This is a genomic window from Sinisalibacter lacisalsi (assembly GCF_014640115.1).
Classification (GTDB): domain Bacteria; phylum Pseudomonadota; class Alphaproteobacteria; order Rhodobacterales; family Rhodobacteraceae; genus Sinisalibacter; species Sinisalibacter lacisalsi.
The window spans coordinates 15171-32207 of sequence record NZ_BMGI01000004.1 but is presented as its reverse complement, the minus strand read 5'-3'; the positions used below and the strand labels follow the sequence as shown (position 1 = coordinate 32207).

General features: G+C 64.4%; 13 protein-coding genes. 5 read left to right on the top strand and 8 right to left on the bottom strand.

Features of this window, described 5'->3' with window-relative positions; translation table 11 throughout:
* Positions 1-112: 112 nt before the first annotated feature.
* Genes IEW01_RS12140 through IEW01_RS12130 form a run of 3 tightly spaced genes read left to right on the top strand, consistent with a single transcriptional unit; the run spans position 113 to position 3246 of the window.
* Positions 113-1261 carry a hypothetical protein gene (locus IEW01_RS12140; RefSeq protein WP_229738235.1) on the top strand — a complete coding sequence of 383 codons (1149 nt, stop codon included), beginning with the start codon at positions 113-115 and terminating at the stop codon, positions 1259-1261.
* Between the two features lie 17 nt (positions 1262-1278).
* Positions 1279-2079 carry an SDR family NAD(P)-dependent oxidoreductase gene (locus IEW01_RS12135; RefSeq protein ID WP_188528042.1) on the top strand — a complete coding sequence of 267 codons (801 nt, stop codon included), beginning with the start codon at positions 1279-1281 and terminating at the stop codon, positions 2077-2079.
* A 15-nt stretch (positions 2080-2094) separates the two neighbouring features.
* Entirely contained in the window at positions 2095-3246 is a 1152-nt protein-coding gene (locus IEW01_RS12130; protein ID WP_188528040.1) for an alanine racemase, read from the top strand.
* A gap of 75 nt (positions 3247-3321) precedes the next feature.
* Here IEW01_RS12130 and IEW01_RS12125 read toward each other — a convergent pair whose 3' ends face one another.
* The 3 genes from IEW01_RS12125 to IEW01_RS12115 form a co-directional block, all read right to left on the bottom strand.
* Complete coding sequence (locus tag IEW01_RS12125; protein WP_188528038.1) at positions 3322-4293, bottom strand: ornithine cyclodeaminase family protein; 972 nt, start codon at positions 4291-4293, stop codon at positions 3322-3324.
* A 35-nt stretch (positions 4294-4328) separates the two neighbouring features.
* A complete protein-coding gene (locus IEW01_RS12120; RefSeq protein ID WP_188528036.1) occupies positions 4329-5858 on the bottom strand; it encodes a M81 family metallopeptidase in 1530 nt (509 codons plus the stop codon).
* Positions 5859-5930: 72 nt separating this feature from the next.
* Positions 5931-6845: a LysR family transcriptional regulator gene (locus IEW01_RS12115; RefSeq protein ID WP_188528034.1), complete on the bottom strand. Its 915-nt coding sequence runs from the start codon at positions 6843-6845 to the stop codon at positions 5931-5933.
* Between the two features lie 19 nt (positions 6846-6864).
* On the opposite strand from IEW01_RS12115, the gene IEW01_RS12110 reads away from it, so the two are divergent.
* Positions 6865-8511 (top strand): aldehyde dehydrogenase family protein, encoded by a 1647-nt coding sequence (locus tag IEW01_RS12110; RefSeq protein ID WP_229738234.1) that lies wholly within the window; start codon positions 6865-6867, stop codon positions 8509-8511.
* A 158-nt stretch (positions 8512-8669) separates the two neighbouring features.
* Here the strand turns inward: IEW01_RS12110 and IEW01_RS12105 are convergent, their stop codons facing one another.
* Together IEW01_RS12105 and IEW01_RS12100 are read right to left on the bottom strand one after the other, a co-directional pair.
* Positions 8670-9779 (bottom strand): amidohydrolase/deacetylase family metallohydrolase, encoded by a 1110-nt coding sequence (locus tag IEW01_RS12105; protein ID WP_229738275.1) that lies wholly within the window; start codon positions 9777-9779, stop codon positions 8670-8672.
* Between the two features lie 175 nt (positions 9780-9954).
* Positions 9955-10737 carry an SDR family NAD(P)-dependent oxidoreductase gene (locus IEW01_RS12100; RefSeq protein ID WP_188528030.1) on the bottom strand — a complete coding sequence of 261 codons (783 nt, stop codon included), beginning with the start codon at positions 10735-10737 and terminating at the stop codon, positions 9955-9957.
* 442 nt (positions 10738-11179) lie between these two features.
* Between IEW01_RS12100 and IEW01_RS12095 the strand changes: the two genes are divergently transcribed.
* Entirely contained in the window at positions 11180-12955 is a 1776-nt protein-coding gene (locus tag IEW01_RS12095) for a hypothetical protein (protein WP_188528028.1), read from the top strand.
* A gap of 315 nt (positions 12956-13270) precedes the next feature.
* Here IEW01_RS12095 and IEW01_RS12090 read toward each other — a convergent pair whose 3' ends face one another.
* From IEW01_RS12090 to IEW01_RS12080, 3 genes are read right to left on the bottom strand one after another with little or no spacing between them, the layout of a single operon-like run.
* Positions 13271-14017, bottom strand: coding sequence for a sulfite exporter TauE/SafE family protein (locus IEW01_RS12090; protein WP_229738232.1), 747 nt, complete (start codon positions 14015-14017; stop codon positions 13271-13273).
* On the bottom strand, positions 14014-15600 hold the full coding sequence (locus IEW01_RS12085; protein ID WP_188528026.1) for an FAD-dependent monooxygenase: 1587 nt from the start codon (positions 15598-15600) through the stop codon (positions 14014-14016). The genes IEW01_RS12090 and IEW01_RS12085 overlap by 4 nt, the downstream gene beginning before the upstream one ends.
* Complete coding sequence (locus tag IEW01_RS12080; protein ID WP_188528024.1) at positions 15600-17030, bottom strand: aldehyde dehydrogenase family protein; 1431 nt, start codon at positions 17028-17030, stop codon at positions 15600-15602. The genes IEW01_RS12085 and IEW01_RS12080 overlap by 1 nt, the downstream gene beginning before the upstream one ends.
* Between the last annotated feature and the right edge of the window lie 7 nt (positions 17031-17037).

The following is a 17037-nucleotide window of genomic DNA, read 5'->3' as shown; positions in this document are numbered from 1 at the left end:
AGGGCGGTCAAAGCCGAATGCCGATTTTGAATTCTGTGATGTTTTCTCGGCATTGGAGCCCGCCGAAAGGCGTGACTAGCCTCAGACAAACGAATTTCGGAAAGCGCGCTCCTTGATGCAACGCCACAGCATGTACCTCTACCCATGGGATCTGCGCGACGAAGGGGCCGGCAATGTGGCCGACCGTTTGCGAGCGACCGGGATCGACGGGGTCACCCTCGCGACGAGTTACCATGCCGGCAAGTTTCTGCGCCCCCACGCCCCCTCGGGCAAGGTCTATTTCCCTGAAGACGGCACCGTCTATTTCACGCCCGATTCCGCGCTCTATCGCGAACTTGTTCCACAGCGCGCGCGAATGGCCGACGACTATGACGCCTTGCGCGCGGTCGCGACAAACGCAGCCGACCTCGCCGTCACCGCCTGGACTGTGGGGCTGCACAACACGCGGCTGGGGCAAGCGCACCCGCATCTCACCACCCAAACCGTATATGGCGACAAGCTGGTCAATGCGCTGTGCCCGGCCCAGCCCGAGGTGCGCCACTATCTCACCGCGCTCTGCGTCGATACCGCAACCCAGCCGGGCGTTGGCGAGATCGCTCTGGAAACACCGGGCTGGCAGGCGTTTCGTCACGGTCACCATCACGAGTTTGAACTGATCGAGCTCCCCGACCGGGTGCAGGTGATGATGGGCACATGTTTTTGCCCCGCCTGCCGGGCCGGCGCGGCGGCTGCGGGCGTGGATATCGCGGGTCTTGCCGATGATACCCGTCACCAGCTCGACCGATTTTTTGCCGAAGGCACGCCGCCCGCAACCAACCCGCAAACCGATCCCGACTGGCAGGCCTACATTGCATGGCGCGCCGGCACCGTGACCGGGCTGGTCGCCGAGATCGTTGCGGCCATTCCCGCCAATGTCGGCCTTGCAATCATTCCGACGACGCAAACGCCGAATTCGCTCTGCTGGATCGAAGGCAGTGATCTTGCAGCCCTTGCCAAGGTGGCGGATCGCCTTGAGGTGCCCGCTTATCAGACGGGCGTCGCGCAGATTGCTGAAGACGCCGCGTGGGTGCGGAAAAGGGCCGGCGATGACGCCAGGATCGGCTATATCGTGCGCCCGACCTTTCCGCACCTGGCGGATTCCGCCGAGGTGGTGCAGGCCGTCTCGGCCCTGCGTGCGCTCGGGCCGAGTTCGATCTCATTCTACAACTATGGCCACATGCGCCTGTCGGCTCTCGACTGGATCGCAACCGCGCTGGCCTGATCAGGAAAGGACAAACAATGCCTGACTATTCAGGAAAAACTGCTGTCATCACCGGCGCAGGCCATGGCATCGGGCGCGCCATCGCGACGCGGCTGGCCGAAGACGGTGCCGTGATTGGCATCATCGAGATTGATGCCGAACAAGGCGAGGAAACCAAAGAACTGCTGCGCAAGGCCGGGCACCGGGCCGAAGTGGTGGCAGCCGACATCACCGATGCGGCAGCGGTCGAACGGGCAGTTGCCGGGTTTGAAAGCACGCTCGGGCCGATTGATCTGCTGGTGAACAACGCCGCCTTCACCGATGCCGGCGATATTGACGGCATAGCCCTCGATGACTGGCACAAGGAAATAGATGTAAACCTCAACGGCACCTACCACTGCCTGCGCGCGGTGTTGCCGCGCATGAAGGCCCGGCATAGCGGCGCCGTGGTCAACATCTCCTCTGTGAACGGCGTGCGCTATTTCGGCAACCCGGCCTACAGCGCAGCCAAGGCTGGCATCATCAACCTCACCCAGTCGGTCGCCTCGGAATATGGCCGGCACGGTGTGCGCTGCAACGCGGTGCTGCCGGGCTCGGTGCGCACCCAGAACGCCTCGTGGGAAATCCGCGTGCGAAAGGACCCGGACGTGTTCACGAAGCTCGCCCGCTGGTACCCGATGGGGCGCGTCGCGGAACCGGAAGACATCGCCAAGGCGGTATCGTTCCTCGGGTCTGACGACGCAGGATACATCACCGGTGTGGCCTTGCCTGTCGATGGCGGATTGCTCGCGGGGATGAACGTGATGATCGACGAATTCATCCTTGAGTCAAAAGACTGAGCGGGGCATTTCCGGATGACACCACGAACACTCCTCGACTTGCCCACCCCGAGCCTTGTGCTCGACCGGGCGAAACTCGCACGCAACATCGCGCGCATGGCCGCGGCTTGCCGGCGCAATGGCGTCGCGCTGCGCCCCCATCTGAAAACCGCCAAGTCGATCGACGTGGCGCGCCTGGTGCTCGACGCTGGCACCGTCGGAATTGCCGTGTCGACCTTGCGCGAGGCCGAGTATTTCGCGGCCGAGGGCGTGCGCGACATCCAGTATGCCGTCTGCATAACGCCCGACAAGCTCGAACGGGTCGCCCGGATCCAGGCGATGGGCGTCAAGCTCGCGCTGATCACCGATAACGTCGATGTCGCCCACGCCATTGCCGCCAGGCACGGTGAGATCGACGCCACCTTCCACGTGCAGATCGAAGTCGACTGCGGCGAAAACCGCACCGGCGTGCCAGCCGGATCGGACGACCTCAAGGCAATCGCGAGCGCCCTCGACGCGGCCCCGAACGTGATATTCGATGGCGTGATGACCCACGCCGGGCATTCCTATGCCTGCCGCAGCCTTGCAGAGATCGAGGAACTGGCGGAGATCGAACGCAGATCCGTGGTCGAAGCCGCCGAGGCGGTACGCGCACTGGGCATCGATTGCCCGAACGTGAGCCTTGGCTCCACCCCGACCGCGCTGCATGCAAGAAACCTCGACGGCGTCACCGAGACACGCGCCGGGGTTTACATGTTCGGCGACATGTTCCAGGCACAGATCGGCTCCTGCCGCGTCGAGGATCTCGCCGTCTCCGTGCTGGCGGAGGTATCGAGCCACCGTGCCGATCTCAACCACCTCACGGTCGATGCCGGAGCACTGGCGTTGTCGAAAGACCGTGGCACCGAGAACGTGCCGAATGATATCGGGTTCGGACTGATCGCCAATGTCGCCGGCGAGGCCCTCGATCCCCAGCTCAAGGTCACGCGCGTTTTCCAGGAACACGGGCTCGTACCGATGGTGCCCGGTCATTCGCTCGATCATTTTCCGATCGGTGAAAAGGTGCGGATCTTTCCAAACCACGTCTGCATGACGGCGGCGATGTACGACCGCTACCATGTTGTCGACAGCGAAAACGGCGATGGCATCGAGATCGTCGCCGTCTGGCATCGCGTGAACGGGTGGTGAATGGAAATGCGACCCCGCCACCAGGGACGGGGTCGCACTACACCGGGTCAGTGGGATGCAATGAGGACCCGGGATTCAGTATTCAACGCTGGTGCCCATGCCTTGTTCTGACGCCAGGCGCACCGCGAGATCAGCGACCACGAGATCCTGCAGCGCCACGCCGGTCCCGTCGTAGACGGTGATCTCGTCGTCGGAACGGCGCCCGGCCAGGCTTCCGTCAATGACCTGGCCGATGCTGCCGCGCAGATCGGCTTCGGTGATCATCCCAAGGCGGAAGGCGTGCTGGAACTCGCCGATCGTCTTCACCTGCTCGAGTTCGTCGTAGAAAAGCGACGCGCTCGCAACCAGCGCAGGATCAAGCTCCTGCTTGCCCCTGGTGTCGGCCCCCATCGCGGAAATATGCGTGCCCGGACGCACCCAGGCCTTGTCGATCAAGGGCGCTTGGGAAGGCGTGGCCGTAACCACGATGTCGGCTGCCGCCAGAACCGCCTCGCGCTCGGCATGTCCGCGGAACTCAAGACCCAACTCGCGGACCGTTTCACCGAACCGGGCCAGGTTCGATTCATCGAGATCCCATGCATGGACCGCGGTGAGCGGGCGCACCGCCATCGTCGCGCGCAGCTGGAAAACGGACTGGCCACCGGTTCCGATAATCCCCAGAACGGTCGCGTCCTTGCGCGACAAGTGCTTTGTCGCGATCGCGCTGGAAGCACCCGTGCGCACGCCCGTGAGGTAGTTCGCGCTGACGAGCGCCGAGGCGCGTCCGGTTTTCGTGTCGAACAGCAAGGTTGAGGACTGGTGGTTGGTTTTGCCCAGAGCAAGGTTGTGAGGCCAATAGCCGCCCGCCTTCAGGCCCAACACCTCCGCCCCTGTGTCAATTCCGGATTTCACCCCGTAGACGGCGTCACTGACCCCGATCGCCTCGCGGACTACCGGGAAATTGCGTGCCGTGCCGCCCGCCATCGCGGCAAAGCATCCCTCGACCGCAACAATCGCCGCCTCGATCGAGACGAGTTCTCGGGCTACGGATTCTGAAATGATCTGCATGTGCGCCTCTTAATACGAAAAAAGTTAAGCCGGGCTCAGGCCGGCGCAGGCCAGGTAACGTCCTGATCGACCGGGAAGACCGGGCGCGGAAGATACTTGAAGTTGAACCGCGACAGGATTGGCGAAGTCAGCCCGGGCGCATCGACCTCGATCACCTGGTCAGGCCCGAAAAACTCATCGAAGCCGGCGCGAAAATGGCCGCGGGACTTCACCACAACGGCCCGCGCCGCGCCGATGTCGAGCCCCATCATTTCGAGAAACGCCGGATCGGCGCATTGCGTGCGCACCGAAATCACGACCACCTGGATGCCGCCAAGGTCCAGCAATGCGGTTGGACCGAGGTTCATCTTGCGGCCTGCGTAAAAGCCACGCCGGCCAACGCATTCGCCATCGCGCAGCCGAACAACCGTCGCTTCGGCTTCGAACCGATGCGAGAACTCGTCTCCGTTGTCGCGGTTGAAAACCGCATCGAAGCGGGCGCCTTTGCCGAGCGCGGTCGCTTCGGCCGCGAGCGCCGGGTCATTGATCACCCCAACGATCACACCCTTCGCTCCGGCACGGTGAAGCGCCTCGATGATCCACATGGTGTTGCCGTTTCCGCCACCGCCGGGATTGTCCGCAACGTCCGCCAGAATGACGGGCGGCAGTTTTTCGTCGGCGCCGACGGCGCACACTGTCTGCACAGCGTCCTCCAGCGAGGTCAGAACCGGAGTATAGCGCTTGTGTTCAGCCCAGGCCCGATCGGCGATCTTTTGCGCGGCGCGCTGCGCCGATCCATTCGCCTGGCGTGAGCTGACGATGATCGCGAGACCGTTCTTCGGCGTGTCGCTGTAGGCGAAGCCGCCGAGGATCGAAACGTTGAAAACATCGCCGTCGATCAGCGTCTGTCCGTAGTCGATGAGGTCGGCGTAGGGGCCGGCTTCTGTCAGTAGCGTCACCGTTGGCGGTGTGATGGGCAGGCGAATGAAAGCAACGTCCGGCTTCAGGCCGTCCAACATCTCCAGCAGAACGCCAGCCGCTTCCTTGCCCCGCGCCAGCATGTCGACATGAGGGTTCGTGCGGTAGGCGACGATGGCGTCAGCCGCGCTGACCATCCGCTGCGAGACATTGCCATGGAGATCGAGCGTAGCCACCACGGGCACGTCGGGACCGACGATCTCGCGCACCATCGCGAATATCTCGCCGTCCGGGTCCTTGTTTTCGGTGGTGATCATCGCGCCGTGGTTGCAGATATACACGGCATCAACCGGCATTTCCGCGACGAGGCGCGACTTCATCTCGTTGAACGCCAGTTGGAAGAAGTTCTGGTCCAGCGGCCCGCCGGCTTCTACCAGCCCGATAAGAATGGGAACTGGAGACCATTCGGCCAGCGCGTCCATTTCCTTTGCGAAGCCGCGCAATTCCGTGGGCAAAATGGGATCCGCGCTGCCCAGGTCCTGCAGTATTTCATCGCCAGCGAGATACACCCGATCGAGAAAATCGGCTTCCGTCGTTACAGGTGCAAAGTTGTTGCTTTCCAGCATCAGGCCCAGAATTGCGACCCGTGGCGGCGAATGTTCGTTCATTGGTTCCGACCTCGTCTTCGTATCGATCCGAGCGTAACGGCGATGCCACGGGGCGACCAATGCAAGGTCGGTCTATGCCGATGCCGATCCCGCATCGGCAACCCGGTTCCAAAACTCTTCAGCTTCGACAGGCAGAAGATCGACATTGCGAAAAAGGCGGATTTCCGAGGAGATGAAATAGCTTTCGTCGCCGGCCTCGACCAGCGTCCGTTGCTCAAGCTCGCTGACAATCTCGCTCTCCGGAAGCCAGGCGACCCCCCTGCCTTGCAGCGCCATGTTCCTGAGCACACCGGCAAGATGCGAGTCAAAAACCTGGTTCAGGTTCGGCATGCGGTCGAGATGCCGGAGAAGGTAATCGACTGCCAACCCGCTTGCCGATGATCCCACGTAAGCGAGATAGTTGACCGGCGATTGCGCCGACCCCGGCAGGGCATGAAGCGGTTTGCCCGATTCATCCGGCGCCGATACCGGAATGAGCCTGTCGACGCCGACCGCGACCGACTTGAAACGATCCTTCGGCAACTCCACGTCGATCGACGCGTGCGTCGGGCTCAGCATGAAATGCACCTCGCCCCGCAACAGCGATTGCAGGCAACTGCTGATCCGTTTCGACTCGAGCCGGGTTCGCAGAATGCCGGTTTCGGTTTCGATCTCCCTGATCCAGCGCGGGAAAAAGACAAGTGAAAGGCTGTGCGTGGCCGCAAAGGAAATCGTGCGCTCGGTGTGCTTTCCGAGTTGCTGGATCTCTTCGCGGCTTTGCAGCAACCGGCGCAGAACCTCTTCGGCGACGGGCCGGAATCTCTTGCCCGCCGGGGTCAATTCAATCGGTTGATTGGAGCGGTCGAAAAGGGTGGCGCCCATCCATTCCTCGAGCGCCTTGATCCGCCGGCTGAAAGCCGGCTGGGTTGTCGCTCTCAGGTCGGCCGACCTGGAGAAATTCTGGGTGTCGACAAGTGAAAGAAAGTCGAGGATCCATTTGATTTCCATGACCCATTCCCTATCCTGCGTGGCCGCCGCCCGTCACATCGACGCCAAGCCAAGGTTCTTCTATCAGAGCACGGCGGAACTTGGAATTCACCCCCGGAGGCATGCGAAATTCGCATTGGCGCATCCAGTAACAGCATTTTCCTTACGCCTTCCCGGGAGCGATAATTTGCAGCTGAATCTTGCCCGACTCGCAAGGTCCGGCGACCAAGGAGAGCGCATCATGTCCATCGAGATCCGGCCCTATTGGAAAAACTATATCGGCGGAAAATGGGTCGACTCGTCCGACGGCCAGCGGATTGATATCATCAATCCTGGCAATGGTCAGAAAATCTGCGAGGTCGCGCGCGGCACCGGCGCCGATATTGACAAGGCGGTTGCCGCGGCCCGTTCCTGTTTCAAAGCGCGCGTGTTGCAGGACATGGCCCCGCATGAACGCGGCGCGCTCCTGTTCCGGATCGCTGACGAGCTGGAAAAGGCCGCCGACGAGATCGCCGAGGTCGAATGCCTCGACAATGGCAAGACCCTGGAAAAAGGGCGCGCCGAACTCCCCCTTACGCAACGATACCTGCGTTACTACGCCGGGCTTGCCGACAAGCTCGAAGGCAGGCAGATCCCGATCGGGACCGACCTGCTCGACTACACCACGCACGAACCCTACGGCGTTTCCGCGCAGATCGTCCCCTGGAATGGCCCGCTGCCAGTGGGCGCGCGCTCCATTGCCTGTGCCATCGCCACCGCAAATACCGTGGTTCTGAAATCACCCGAGGATTCACCGCTCAGCTTGTTCTTGCTGGCCGAGGCTTGTGAACGCGCGGGCGTTCCCGATGGCGCGGTGAATATCGTTTGCGGTCTGGGGTACGAGGCCGGCGCGGCGCTTGTGGCGCATGACGACATCGACCACATCGTTTTCACCGGCTCAGTCGAAACCGGCAAAAGCGTTCTGCGCGCGGCCGCCGAGCGCGTCATCCCATGTGTCATGGAACTCGGCGGAAAATCCGGCGGGATCGTCTTTCCCGACGCCGATCTCGACCAGGTGGCAGAAAGCGCGGCCGCCGGCATCTTCAAACACGCAGGCCAGATCTGTTCCGCCGGTTCGCGGCTCATCGTGCATCGGTCTCTCTATGACGAGGTCGTGTCCCGTCTTGTGGCGAAGGCCGAGGCGCTCACGGTCGGCCCCGGGATCGACGGGGCCGAGTTGGGCCCGTTGATCTCCGCCCGGCAACTCGACCGTGTCGAGGCGCTCTGCCAGGTCGGAATCGACGAAGGCGCCACGCTGTGCACCGGCGGCAAGCGCGTGGCCGGGCTCGATGGCTACTTCATGGCCCCCACCGTGTTTGGGGACGTGACACCCCAAATGCGGATCGCGCAGGAAGAATTTTTCGGGCCCGTCGTCGTGATCATTCCGTTCGAAGACACGGAAGAGGCCATTGAAATCGCCAATGGCACCGATTTCGGCCTCGCCGCCGGTCTCTACACCAACAACCTCAGCCTTGCCCACAAGGTGGCGCACAGGCTTGTCGCCGGGCAGGTTTATGTGAACCAGTGGTGGGCCGGTGGAATCGAAACACCGTTTGGCGGCATGAAGCGGTCCGGTTACGGCCGCGAGAAAGGCCAGGAAGCCTTGCTCGGCTACGTGCAGACCAAGAATATCGGCATCAAGTTGTGAAATCTGGCCGACGAGGCCGTCCTTGGCGCCTCGCTGTCGAGGTGCGACCAACGCCCCGCGTAGCAACCGGCCAGATCGGTGCGCCCCTGTCGTGACACACGCCCACGATCCAGTCGTGCAGGTTCACCGTCGGATCGCAAGTGACGCGGCCGCAGAGGTCAGGCCGCCGCCGAAGGCCCATCCGCCCACCATGCGCCGCCGATCACGACTCCGCTCAGCGCGAGACCGCTCTTGGCAGCGATCGCTTCGCCGAGTGCATCCGTATGCAGGAAATCGCCGGCGGTTTCCTCGATGATCGTCGCGTCGCCGGCGGCCCCCACGCGCAGCGTGCCGAGATCATCCCGGCGCAGCGCCCGCGCCGGCGCGGCCGTCGCTGCCTTGACCACCTCGGTCAGTGACATGCCCAGCGCCATGAATTTCGACATCACCGCGAGGATGTCGAACGCCGGCCCCTCGACCGAGAGGGCGTGGACATCGCTCGACAGAACGTCCGGTTGCACCCCTTGCTCAAGAGCCGCGCGCGCGGACCGAAAACCGAAGCCACCGTATCCGTGCCCGATATCGAAAATGACGCCGCGCTCTCGCGCATCGAGGATCGCTTGGCGGATCTGGCCGTTCCCGTGGATTGGCGCGTTCGGGAATGGGCGGAAGCAATGCGTGAGAATATCGCCCGGCCGAAGCGCCCCGAGAACCTCTTCCCGGGTTGGCGGCGGATTGTCGATATGCGCCATCACCGGCAAACCCAGCTCATCGGCCACCTCGATGGCCAGGGCCAGCGGCGCAAGGCCCGATTGTCCGCCGGCAGTGGCGCCGACGCGCGCCTTTATCCCCACGATCAGATCGGCGTGTTCGCGCGCCAGGGCCATGCATTCCCGCGCATTCAACAGGCGAAGGTCTTCGCACTCGCCCACCATGACAGACTTCGAGAAGGCGAAAATCCCGGGAAACGAGATGTTGAGATAGGCAAGAATGCGGGGTGCCGCCGGTTCGATCACATGTTTGCGGAACCCCGCGATGTTCCCTGCCCCGGCACTGCCTGCATCGACGAAGGTTGTCGTGCCGCTGCGGCGCGCAATCTCGTCGACCTCCACGCCAAGAGAGGTGCCCCCCCAATAAACATGGGTATGCAGATCGATGAGCCCGGGGGTTACGATCTTTCCGGACACATCACGCAGCTCCAGCGCGGATTCCGGATCAATCCAGGGCTCGACGGCGGCAACCTTCCCGGCGCGGAAGCCCAGATCGAAACGGCCATCGAGATCCTGCACCGTGTCGATGACACGGCCGCCTTTCAACACCAGATCAAAAGCAGCCACTGCCTCATCCTTCCTTCTTCAATGCCTGAAAACAAAGCTTCTCACCCCGGCGCATCGTCCTGATACCTTCGGAGACCTGACCAGTCGACTCAAGGTCTCGCTTCATGTCGCAAGATGACCCGGCCTGTCACAGGCACGTGTAGCCGCCGTCGATGACAAGGGAAGCACCGGTCATGTAATTCGCGCTGTCGCTCGCCAGGTACACAGCCAGCGGACCGATGTCTTTGGGCTCACCCAGCCGGCCCTGCGGAATGTTCTGAACCAAACCCTCGATGATCTCGGGATTTTTCTGTGACCAGACCTTGTTGGGCTCGGTCAGGAAGATGCCCGGGCAGATCGCGTTGACGGTGATTCCGTGCGGCGCCCAGTCGACCGCGAGACTGCGGCTTAACTGCAGCACCCCGGCCTTGGCCGTCTCGTAATGCCGCCCGGCAATGCCCCGGCCCGCCACCATTGCGTTGATCGAGGCGACATTGATGATCCGCCCGCCCGACCCGTGCTCGATCATCGCGCCACCGATGATCTTGCTGCACAGAAAAGTCGACGTCAGGTTCAGGTCCATCAGTTCGTGCCACTGCTCAAGCGGCATGTCCTCGGTGGGAATGTTCACCCGTCGGCCACCGACATTATTGATCAGAATGTCAAATGGTCCGATCTGGTGCAGCGCCTGCTTGCAGGCCGCCTCGCATGCCGCCGGGTCGCCCACGTCGGCTTCGATGGTCCAGGCGTTTCGGCCCAGTGCGCGGATGTCGTCCGCCGTTGCTTGCAGGCTCTCGGACGGGCGCGCGACAAGGCACACATCGGCGCCGGCCGCGGCGATGGCCAGCGCCATCTCGCGCCCCAGGCCACGGCTGCCGCCAGTTATGAACAATCTCTTTCCGTCAAGCCGGAACGGGTCGGAAAACCCCATTGATGCCTCCTTCAGGTTGACCACCCATGTGCGCGGCGCGAGCGATGCCGCAGCAAGGCATCTCCAACGTTATCGGAAATCGTAGGGGATGTATTTCGCTGCGCGAAATGCTGATTACCGATCGGATGATGCAAACAATGCATTATCGACCCAATCTCATCAGGCCCTGCCCGGCCTGCCAGGTCCGGATCACCGGAAGAAGGCGTTTCCGACCCCCTATCCAGATGCGCGGCTGGCGGGCTGACAGGATGTGACCGACGCCGCCCGGGGCGCAAAACACTTGCTCGGCGGGCGGGATCAGGCGAGCTTGCCGTCGAATAGCAGGCGACTTGCGGGATGTCGACCACGGATGGTGATGCACAGGCTCAGGCGGCGATGGCACTCGGAGGCACGGGCGGGGCGCGGCCCAGGGCTTTGGGCTGCGGGGTTCCTGCTCACCCTGATGTCGTGCACGCAGCCGCAGGATGCCGGTGAAATCGACGGAGCCGGGCCGCGTTCTGCCGCCCCGCCGGTCCGGCCCGACGTCGCGACGATCCAGTGGCCCCATGCCGGGCCGCCGCCGCTCTCCAGTCGCCGCTTCACGGATTTCGTGACCAACGTGCGCGCGACCCCCGAGATCGCGCACACGATCAATGGCGCGCTGCTCTACCTCCATGCCACCCAGATCCGCGACCGCTCGGGCAGTCTCTCAAGCCTTTACGACCATTGCCAGACGCCACAGCGCACCTGCGAAGAGGTGGTTCTGGTCAACCGTCTCGGCGGCCGCGGCTATCGCGAGGTCTCGGGTCTTGTGGGCGATCACAGGATCAGGAACGCGGTCGGCGAATGGGCCAACACGATTCACTTCCTGCCGGAGCGGCTCGGGGATGCCCGGGGCCAGTCGCTCTTGGCGGTTCAGGACTCCAACCCCTTCGTCACCGCCGGGATCCTCTACCCTCTTTATTTTCTCGACGACACCTCCCTGCCACCACACGGGCAGCTCACCGAACCGATGCGGTCGCTCGCGGTTGCGAGCCTCGCGGGTTACCGCCGGGGCGAGGCCTACAATTTCTGGCGCGAGAGGCCCGGCGAGACGAGCCCGGCGCCCCGGACAGGCCCGGTCAATCTCCCAGTCCGGCGGATCGAGACGCTGGCCAAGCTGTTGATGGGGCCGCTCAATCCCCTGTGGAAGGCCGCGACCGCCGGGCAGGACCTCCAGCCGGAGGGCTGGGTGCGTCGGGTGCTGGACAGGGAGGAAAACCCCTACGGTTTCGACGCCGCCTTCAACATCCCCAACGATGCCGACGACACCGCGATCGTGGTGGCGACACAGAAGCTTCACAGCCTGTTGCAGCCGCGCGACGGGATCACGCCCGACATGGCCGCGCTGCGCGTCCTGCCGCGCTTTCGCGATGTCGGGCGCACCAAGCACGCCGCCTATGGCGATTGGACCGGGGGGCGCGCCACGGGGGCCTTCCTGACATGGCTCAAGGACGAAAACCTCGACACCTTCTCGGCGCCCGGGCAAGGGATCATGCCGCTCGGGGTAAATAACGTCGTGTGCGTGGTGAACGCCAATGCCCTGTTCTCGCTTGCGCTGAACAACGCGTCCGGCTGGGCCGGGTTCGGCGATGCCAGGCGGATGCTCGTGGATGTGGTGCACGCCAGGGCCTGGGTGGACGATTGCGATCTCTATTATCCGCAGTTGATGATGCTGCCATACGCACTCAGCCGGGCGGTGCGCGACGGAGGCATGATGCATGACCCGGCGCTGCGCGCGGCGATGGGCGTCTTGCTGGGCGATCTGCTGAAGATGCAGCGCGAGGACGGTTCGTTCCCCGGCGGAAAGGACCGGACCAGCGAGTTGTCGACCGCGCTGGCCGCGAGCGCGCTTCTCAACATCGGCGCCGAGGTCGCGCAGGACGCGGGGCTTTTCAACGCCCACCAACGCGCCGTGAGCCGGGCGATCGGATACCTGATGGCCAGCCGCCAATCCCGTGCGCTGGCGCTTTCGGGGGTGGAGGGTGACGCCGGGGCCGAAGGCTTTGCGTGGCGGGCCGGGCTGTTCTTCGCCGGGGCTGACGGGACCTTGGCGCAATGGCGCTCGGAGCCCTACAGCACGGCCATCTCGCTCGAGGCACTGGTGAAATTCGCGCTCGGCCATGACCTGACCACGGCGACGGTGGTGACCGGGCCAAGATGGCGCCTTGACGGGTCCTGGCTGCGCGCGGCACGGTAAAGTCGGGGCCCCCTGCCGGTGCCTGCGCCGGTTGCCCGTGCTGGTGCAACTGCGCTCGGGTCTCCGCGTCCGTCCAAAGCCGCTTCTTCGGGCGCGCCATCACCCGCCCTTGGCGCCTGCTTCCCCGGACTCCGATCAGGCGATTTGCCTTCCCGAGTCGCTGTGTTCAACGGTGGCTTCAGATCCAACTGACACCGTCGATTTGCTCGCGATCGACACGGGATCATTCGGCGGCGGCAGGGGGCATACGTAGTTCGCGCGCACCTCTGTTCGAACAGCGATCCGTTCGCCGGGCCCCCGACTGTCTTGCCAACGCTAGAGCGCTTCGACCACGAGCTTGATGGCGAGCGCGGCAAGCAGGGCGAGGATGATCCGGTCGAAGACCTCGCGCGAAACATGGCGGCCGATCCTTGCGCCAAGTGGCATCGCCGCGATGAGCGGCACCAGCGCGGCGGCCGACCACAGGGCCAGTCTCGGGGTGAGCATGCCGTAGCCGATCAGCATCGGGATCTGCACCACCCCGAGGCCGACGAAGAACATCGACACCGTCGGCACGAACTGGCTGCGCTCAAGCCCCAGGCTGTTGAGAAAGGTGAGCGACACGGGGGCCGACACGCCGGACGCCCCCTGCAGAATTCCCGCGAGGGTGCCGACGGGGGCCGCGAGGCGCAGGCCATGGGCATAGTCGAGCCGCCAATGGGGCCGTACGAGCCTGAAGACGATGTAGAGCGTGACCGCGGCGGCGACGCTCAGCATGAGTTTTTCCAACGGCGCCGTCGCGAGTATCCACGTGCCGATACCGGCACCGAGCATCCCGGCGAGAGCGAAGCGCAGCACGAAGGGACGCGGCAGCGCCGTTCGCCGGTATGCCCAGGCCTGCCAGAGGTTTGGAACCAGGTTGGGAATCGAGAAGATGATCACCGCGAAACGCACGTCGAAATAGAGCGAGAGCAGCGGCACCGCGAGAAGCGGAGCACCTGCGCCCGTCGCTCCCTTGAGGAGGCCGCCCACGGCAAAACCGAAGGCGACCACAAGCAGGCTTTCAAGGTCTGCCGGGCTCACACCCGACCCACCGCGCGCGCCAGGATTTCGCGCGGATCGCCATCGTCGCCCGCCCAGGCGACGTATTGGTCCGGCCGGACGAGCACGAGCGGAGCTTCGTAGCGGGTGCGGGCCTCGCACCCGGCGCCCGAGGGAACCACCTTCAGCGGCAGGCCCAGGTCGGCAGCGGCCTCTTCGAAGCGGCCCGCGACCCCGGCATCGGCCCCGAGCGCAAGCAGGGTGAAGCCCGGCCCCAGCGCCTCGAACACCCCCTGCCCGTCGTCAAGGGTCGCCGGGGCGAGGTGGTGGCCACCGCGGGCGCGGAACTCGTGCGTGCCCAGCGCGTCGGGTTTGCCCGGTTCCCCGGTGACGATCGACGAGCCCTGGTAGTTGGGTTCGAAGCGCATCACTTCCGCCGCGGCCTGGTTGCGGTTGTCCCAGATCTCGCGGAATGCCGCCTCGCCGTCCTGTTCGGGCGAATGGGCGTTCAGAAAATCGCGGTCTTCGTGGATGAAGCGCTCGATGAAGTGGTCGGCGGTGCCCTTGAACACCGGCTGGCGTTCCTCGGTATAGGTGTCGAGGAGCTGCGCGCCGCCCCAGCCTTCGAGCATCGCCGCCAGCTTCCAGCCGAGGTTGCGCACGTCTTCCAGCCCGGTGTTGATGCCGTAGCCGCCATAGGGCGGGTGCGAGTGGCAGGCATCCCCGGCGATGAACACCCGGCCCTCGGAATAATGGTCGGCCAGCGCGATGCGCAGTTCCCAAAACCCGATGTGCTCGAAGTCGACGTCGATCTCGGCGCCCACCGCGCGTTCGAGATAGGCCTTGAAATCGAAATTCTCGCGCGTGGTGCCGAGCGGCACCGGGGCGTGGAAAAACCATGTGCTGCCAAGATCGACCCGGCCGAAGAACATCCAGTAGCCTGCGAGTTCGCGGTCGAGCACGCAGTAGAACTGCTTGTCGGGATAGCGCGTGAGCAACTCGTGCAACTGCGTCGAGCGGAAGACGAGAAGAACCATCAGCTTGTCGTGCTCCGACCTGGTCTGGCGAATGCCCGCCAGCTCGCGGATGGTGGAATTGCTGCCGTCGGCGCCCACCACGTAGCGGCCGGTGAGGCGTCGGGTCTCCCCGTCCTGCCCGCGCAGGGTGACGGTGGCGCTGTCGTCCCCCTGTTCGAGTCCTTCGGCCTTCCAGCCGAGCCCGATGTCGATGCCCGGCACCTCGGCGGCGCGGGCGCGCAGAACGGCCTCGGTCTGGTACTGCGGCAGGCGCTCGTTGGCGGTGTTGTAGTAGGGGCGCACGAGATCGCGCTGGAGCCAGTCGTAGTGATAGCCCGAGAGCAGGGTGCGGAAGGAGGTCATGCCGCCGATGCCATAGCCCTTGGGCACCGTGCGCGCGGCGCGTATCTCGTCTTCGCAGCCCCAGGCCTGGAAGTGCTCCATCGTCCGCTGCGTCAGGTTCTGGCCCTTCGGGATCGCGTGCAGTTTCGGGGTGCGCTCGGCCACCGCCACCGTATGCCCGCGCTGACCAAGCTCGATCGCGAGGCCAATGCCCACCGGACCGCCGCCGACGATGACGACGTCGTATGTCTTGTCGAAATCGAACATCAGTCGGCTCCTGTCTCCATGTAGATGTGCTTGGTTTCGAGGAAGTCAGCGAGCCCCTCGATCCCGTGCAGACGCCCAAGGCCCGACTGGCCGAAGCCGCCGGTTTCGGCCTCGGCGAGCAGACGGGTGTGCGAATTGATCCAGACCGTGCCCGCGCGGATCCTGCGGCTCATGCGCATGGCGCGGTTGAGATCGCGGGTAAAGACGCTCGCGGCCAGCCCGTAGACGGTGGCATTCGCCATCGCCACGGCCTCGGCCTCGTCGGCGAAGGTTTCGACCGAGGCGATCGGGCCGAAAAGCTCCTCCTGCACCAGCGGCGACGACAGGTCGTCGATCCGGAACAGCGACGGTGTGAGGAAGGCGCCGGAGGCCAGCGGTTTGCCCTTGAGCAGAAGCTCACCCTCGTCACCGGCGCGCTCGATGATCTCCATCAGGCGTTTCTGGTTGGCTATGTCGATCAGGCTGCCCATCTGACTCGCGGGATCGGCCCCCGGCCCGGTGCACACCGCGGAATAGGCGGCGACCATGCGCGTTTCAAACTCCTCGCGGATGCTCTCATGCACGAGGAAACGGGTGGCGGCGACGCAGATCTGCCCAGCCATCACCAGCGAACCATGGGTCAGTTCGCGCACGGCGAGATCGAGATCGGCATCGGGGAAGACGACAGCGGGCGCCTTGCCGCCAAGCTCGAGGTTCACCCGCTTCAGCGTCGGCGCGGCCCCGGCCATGATCAGCTTGCCGGTGTGGCTCGAGCCGGTGAAGGAAATCACGTCGATGTCGGGCGAGGCGACCATCGCGCGGCCCACTTCCGACCCGTTCTCGTTGACCGAGTTGACCACGCCCTTGGGCAGCGAGGGGCAATCGGCGAGGCATTCCATGATTCGGGCATGGATGAGCGGGGTCTGGTCGGCGGGCTTGAGCACGCAGGTGCAGCCGGCGGCGAGTGCGGGGGTGAGCGAACGGATCAACAGCGTGACCGGCGCGTTCCACGGCACGATGATCGCGGCGACGCCGGCAGGCTCGCGGCCGAACAGGCTCATCACCCCCGGCGCGGTTTCCTGCATCCGGCCCTGGATCGCGCGGGCTAGCCCCGCGTAGTAGCGGGTTTCAGAGATCGAGCCCATGATCTCGCCGGTAGCCTCGGAGCGCAGCTTGCCGTTCTCGGCCACCACGAGGTCGATCAGCTCGTCGCGGATCGCCTCCATCCGGTCGGCGAATTCGTAGAGCATCTGCGCGCGCAGCGGCGGCGCGCCGGCCCAGTCGGCGGCGAAGAACGTCTCGCGGGCGTTCTTGGCAGCCGAGTCGACCAGGGCGGCCGATCCGGGATGAAACTGGCCCAGAACGCTGCCATCCGCCGGGTTGAGGCTGTCGCGCAGCGCCGCCTCGCCGCCCAGCCATTCGCCGTTGATGTAATGTCGTGCGATCTGCATGTCCCGC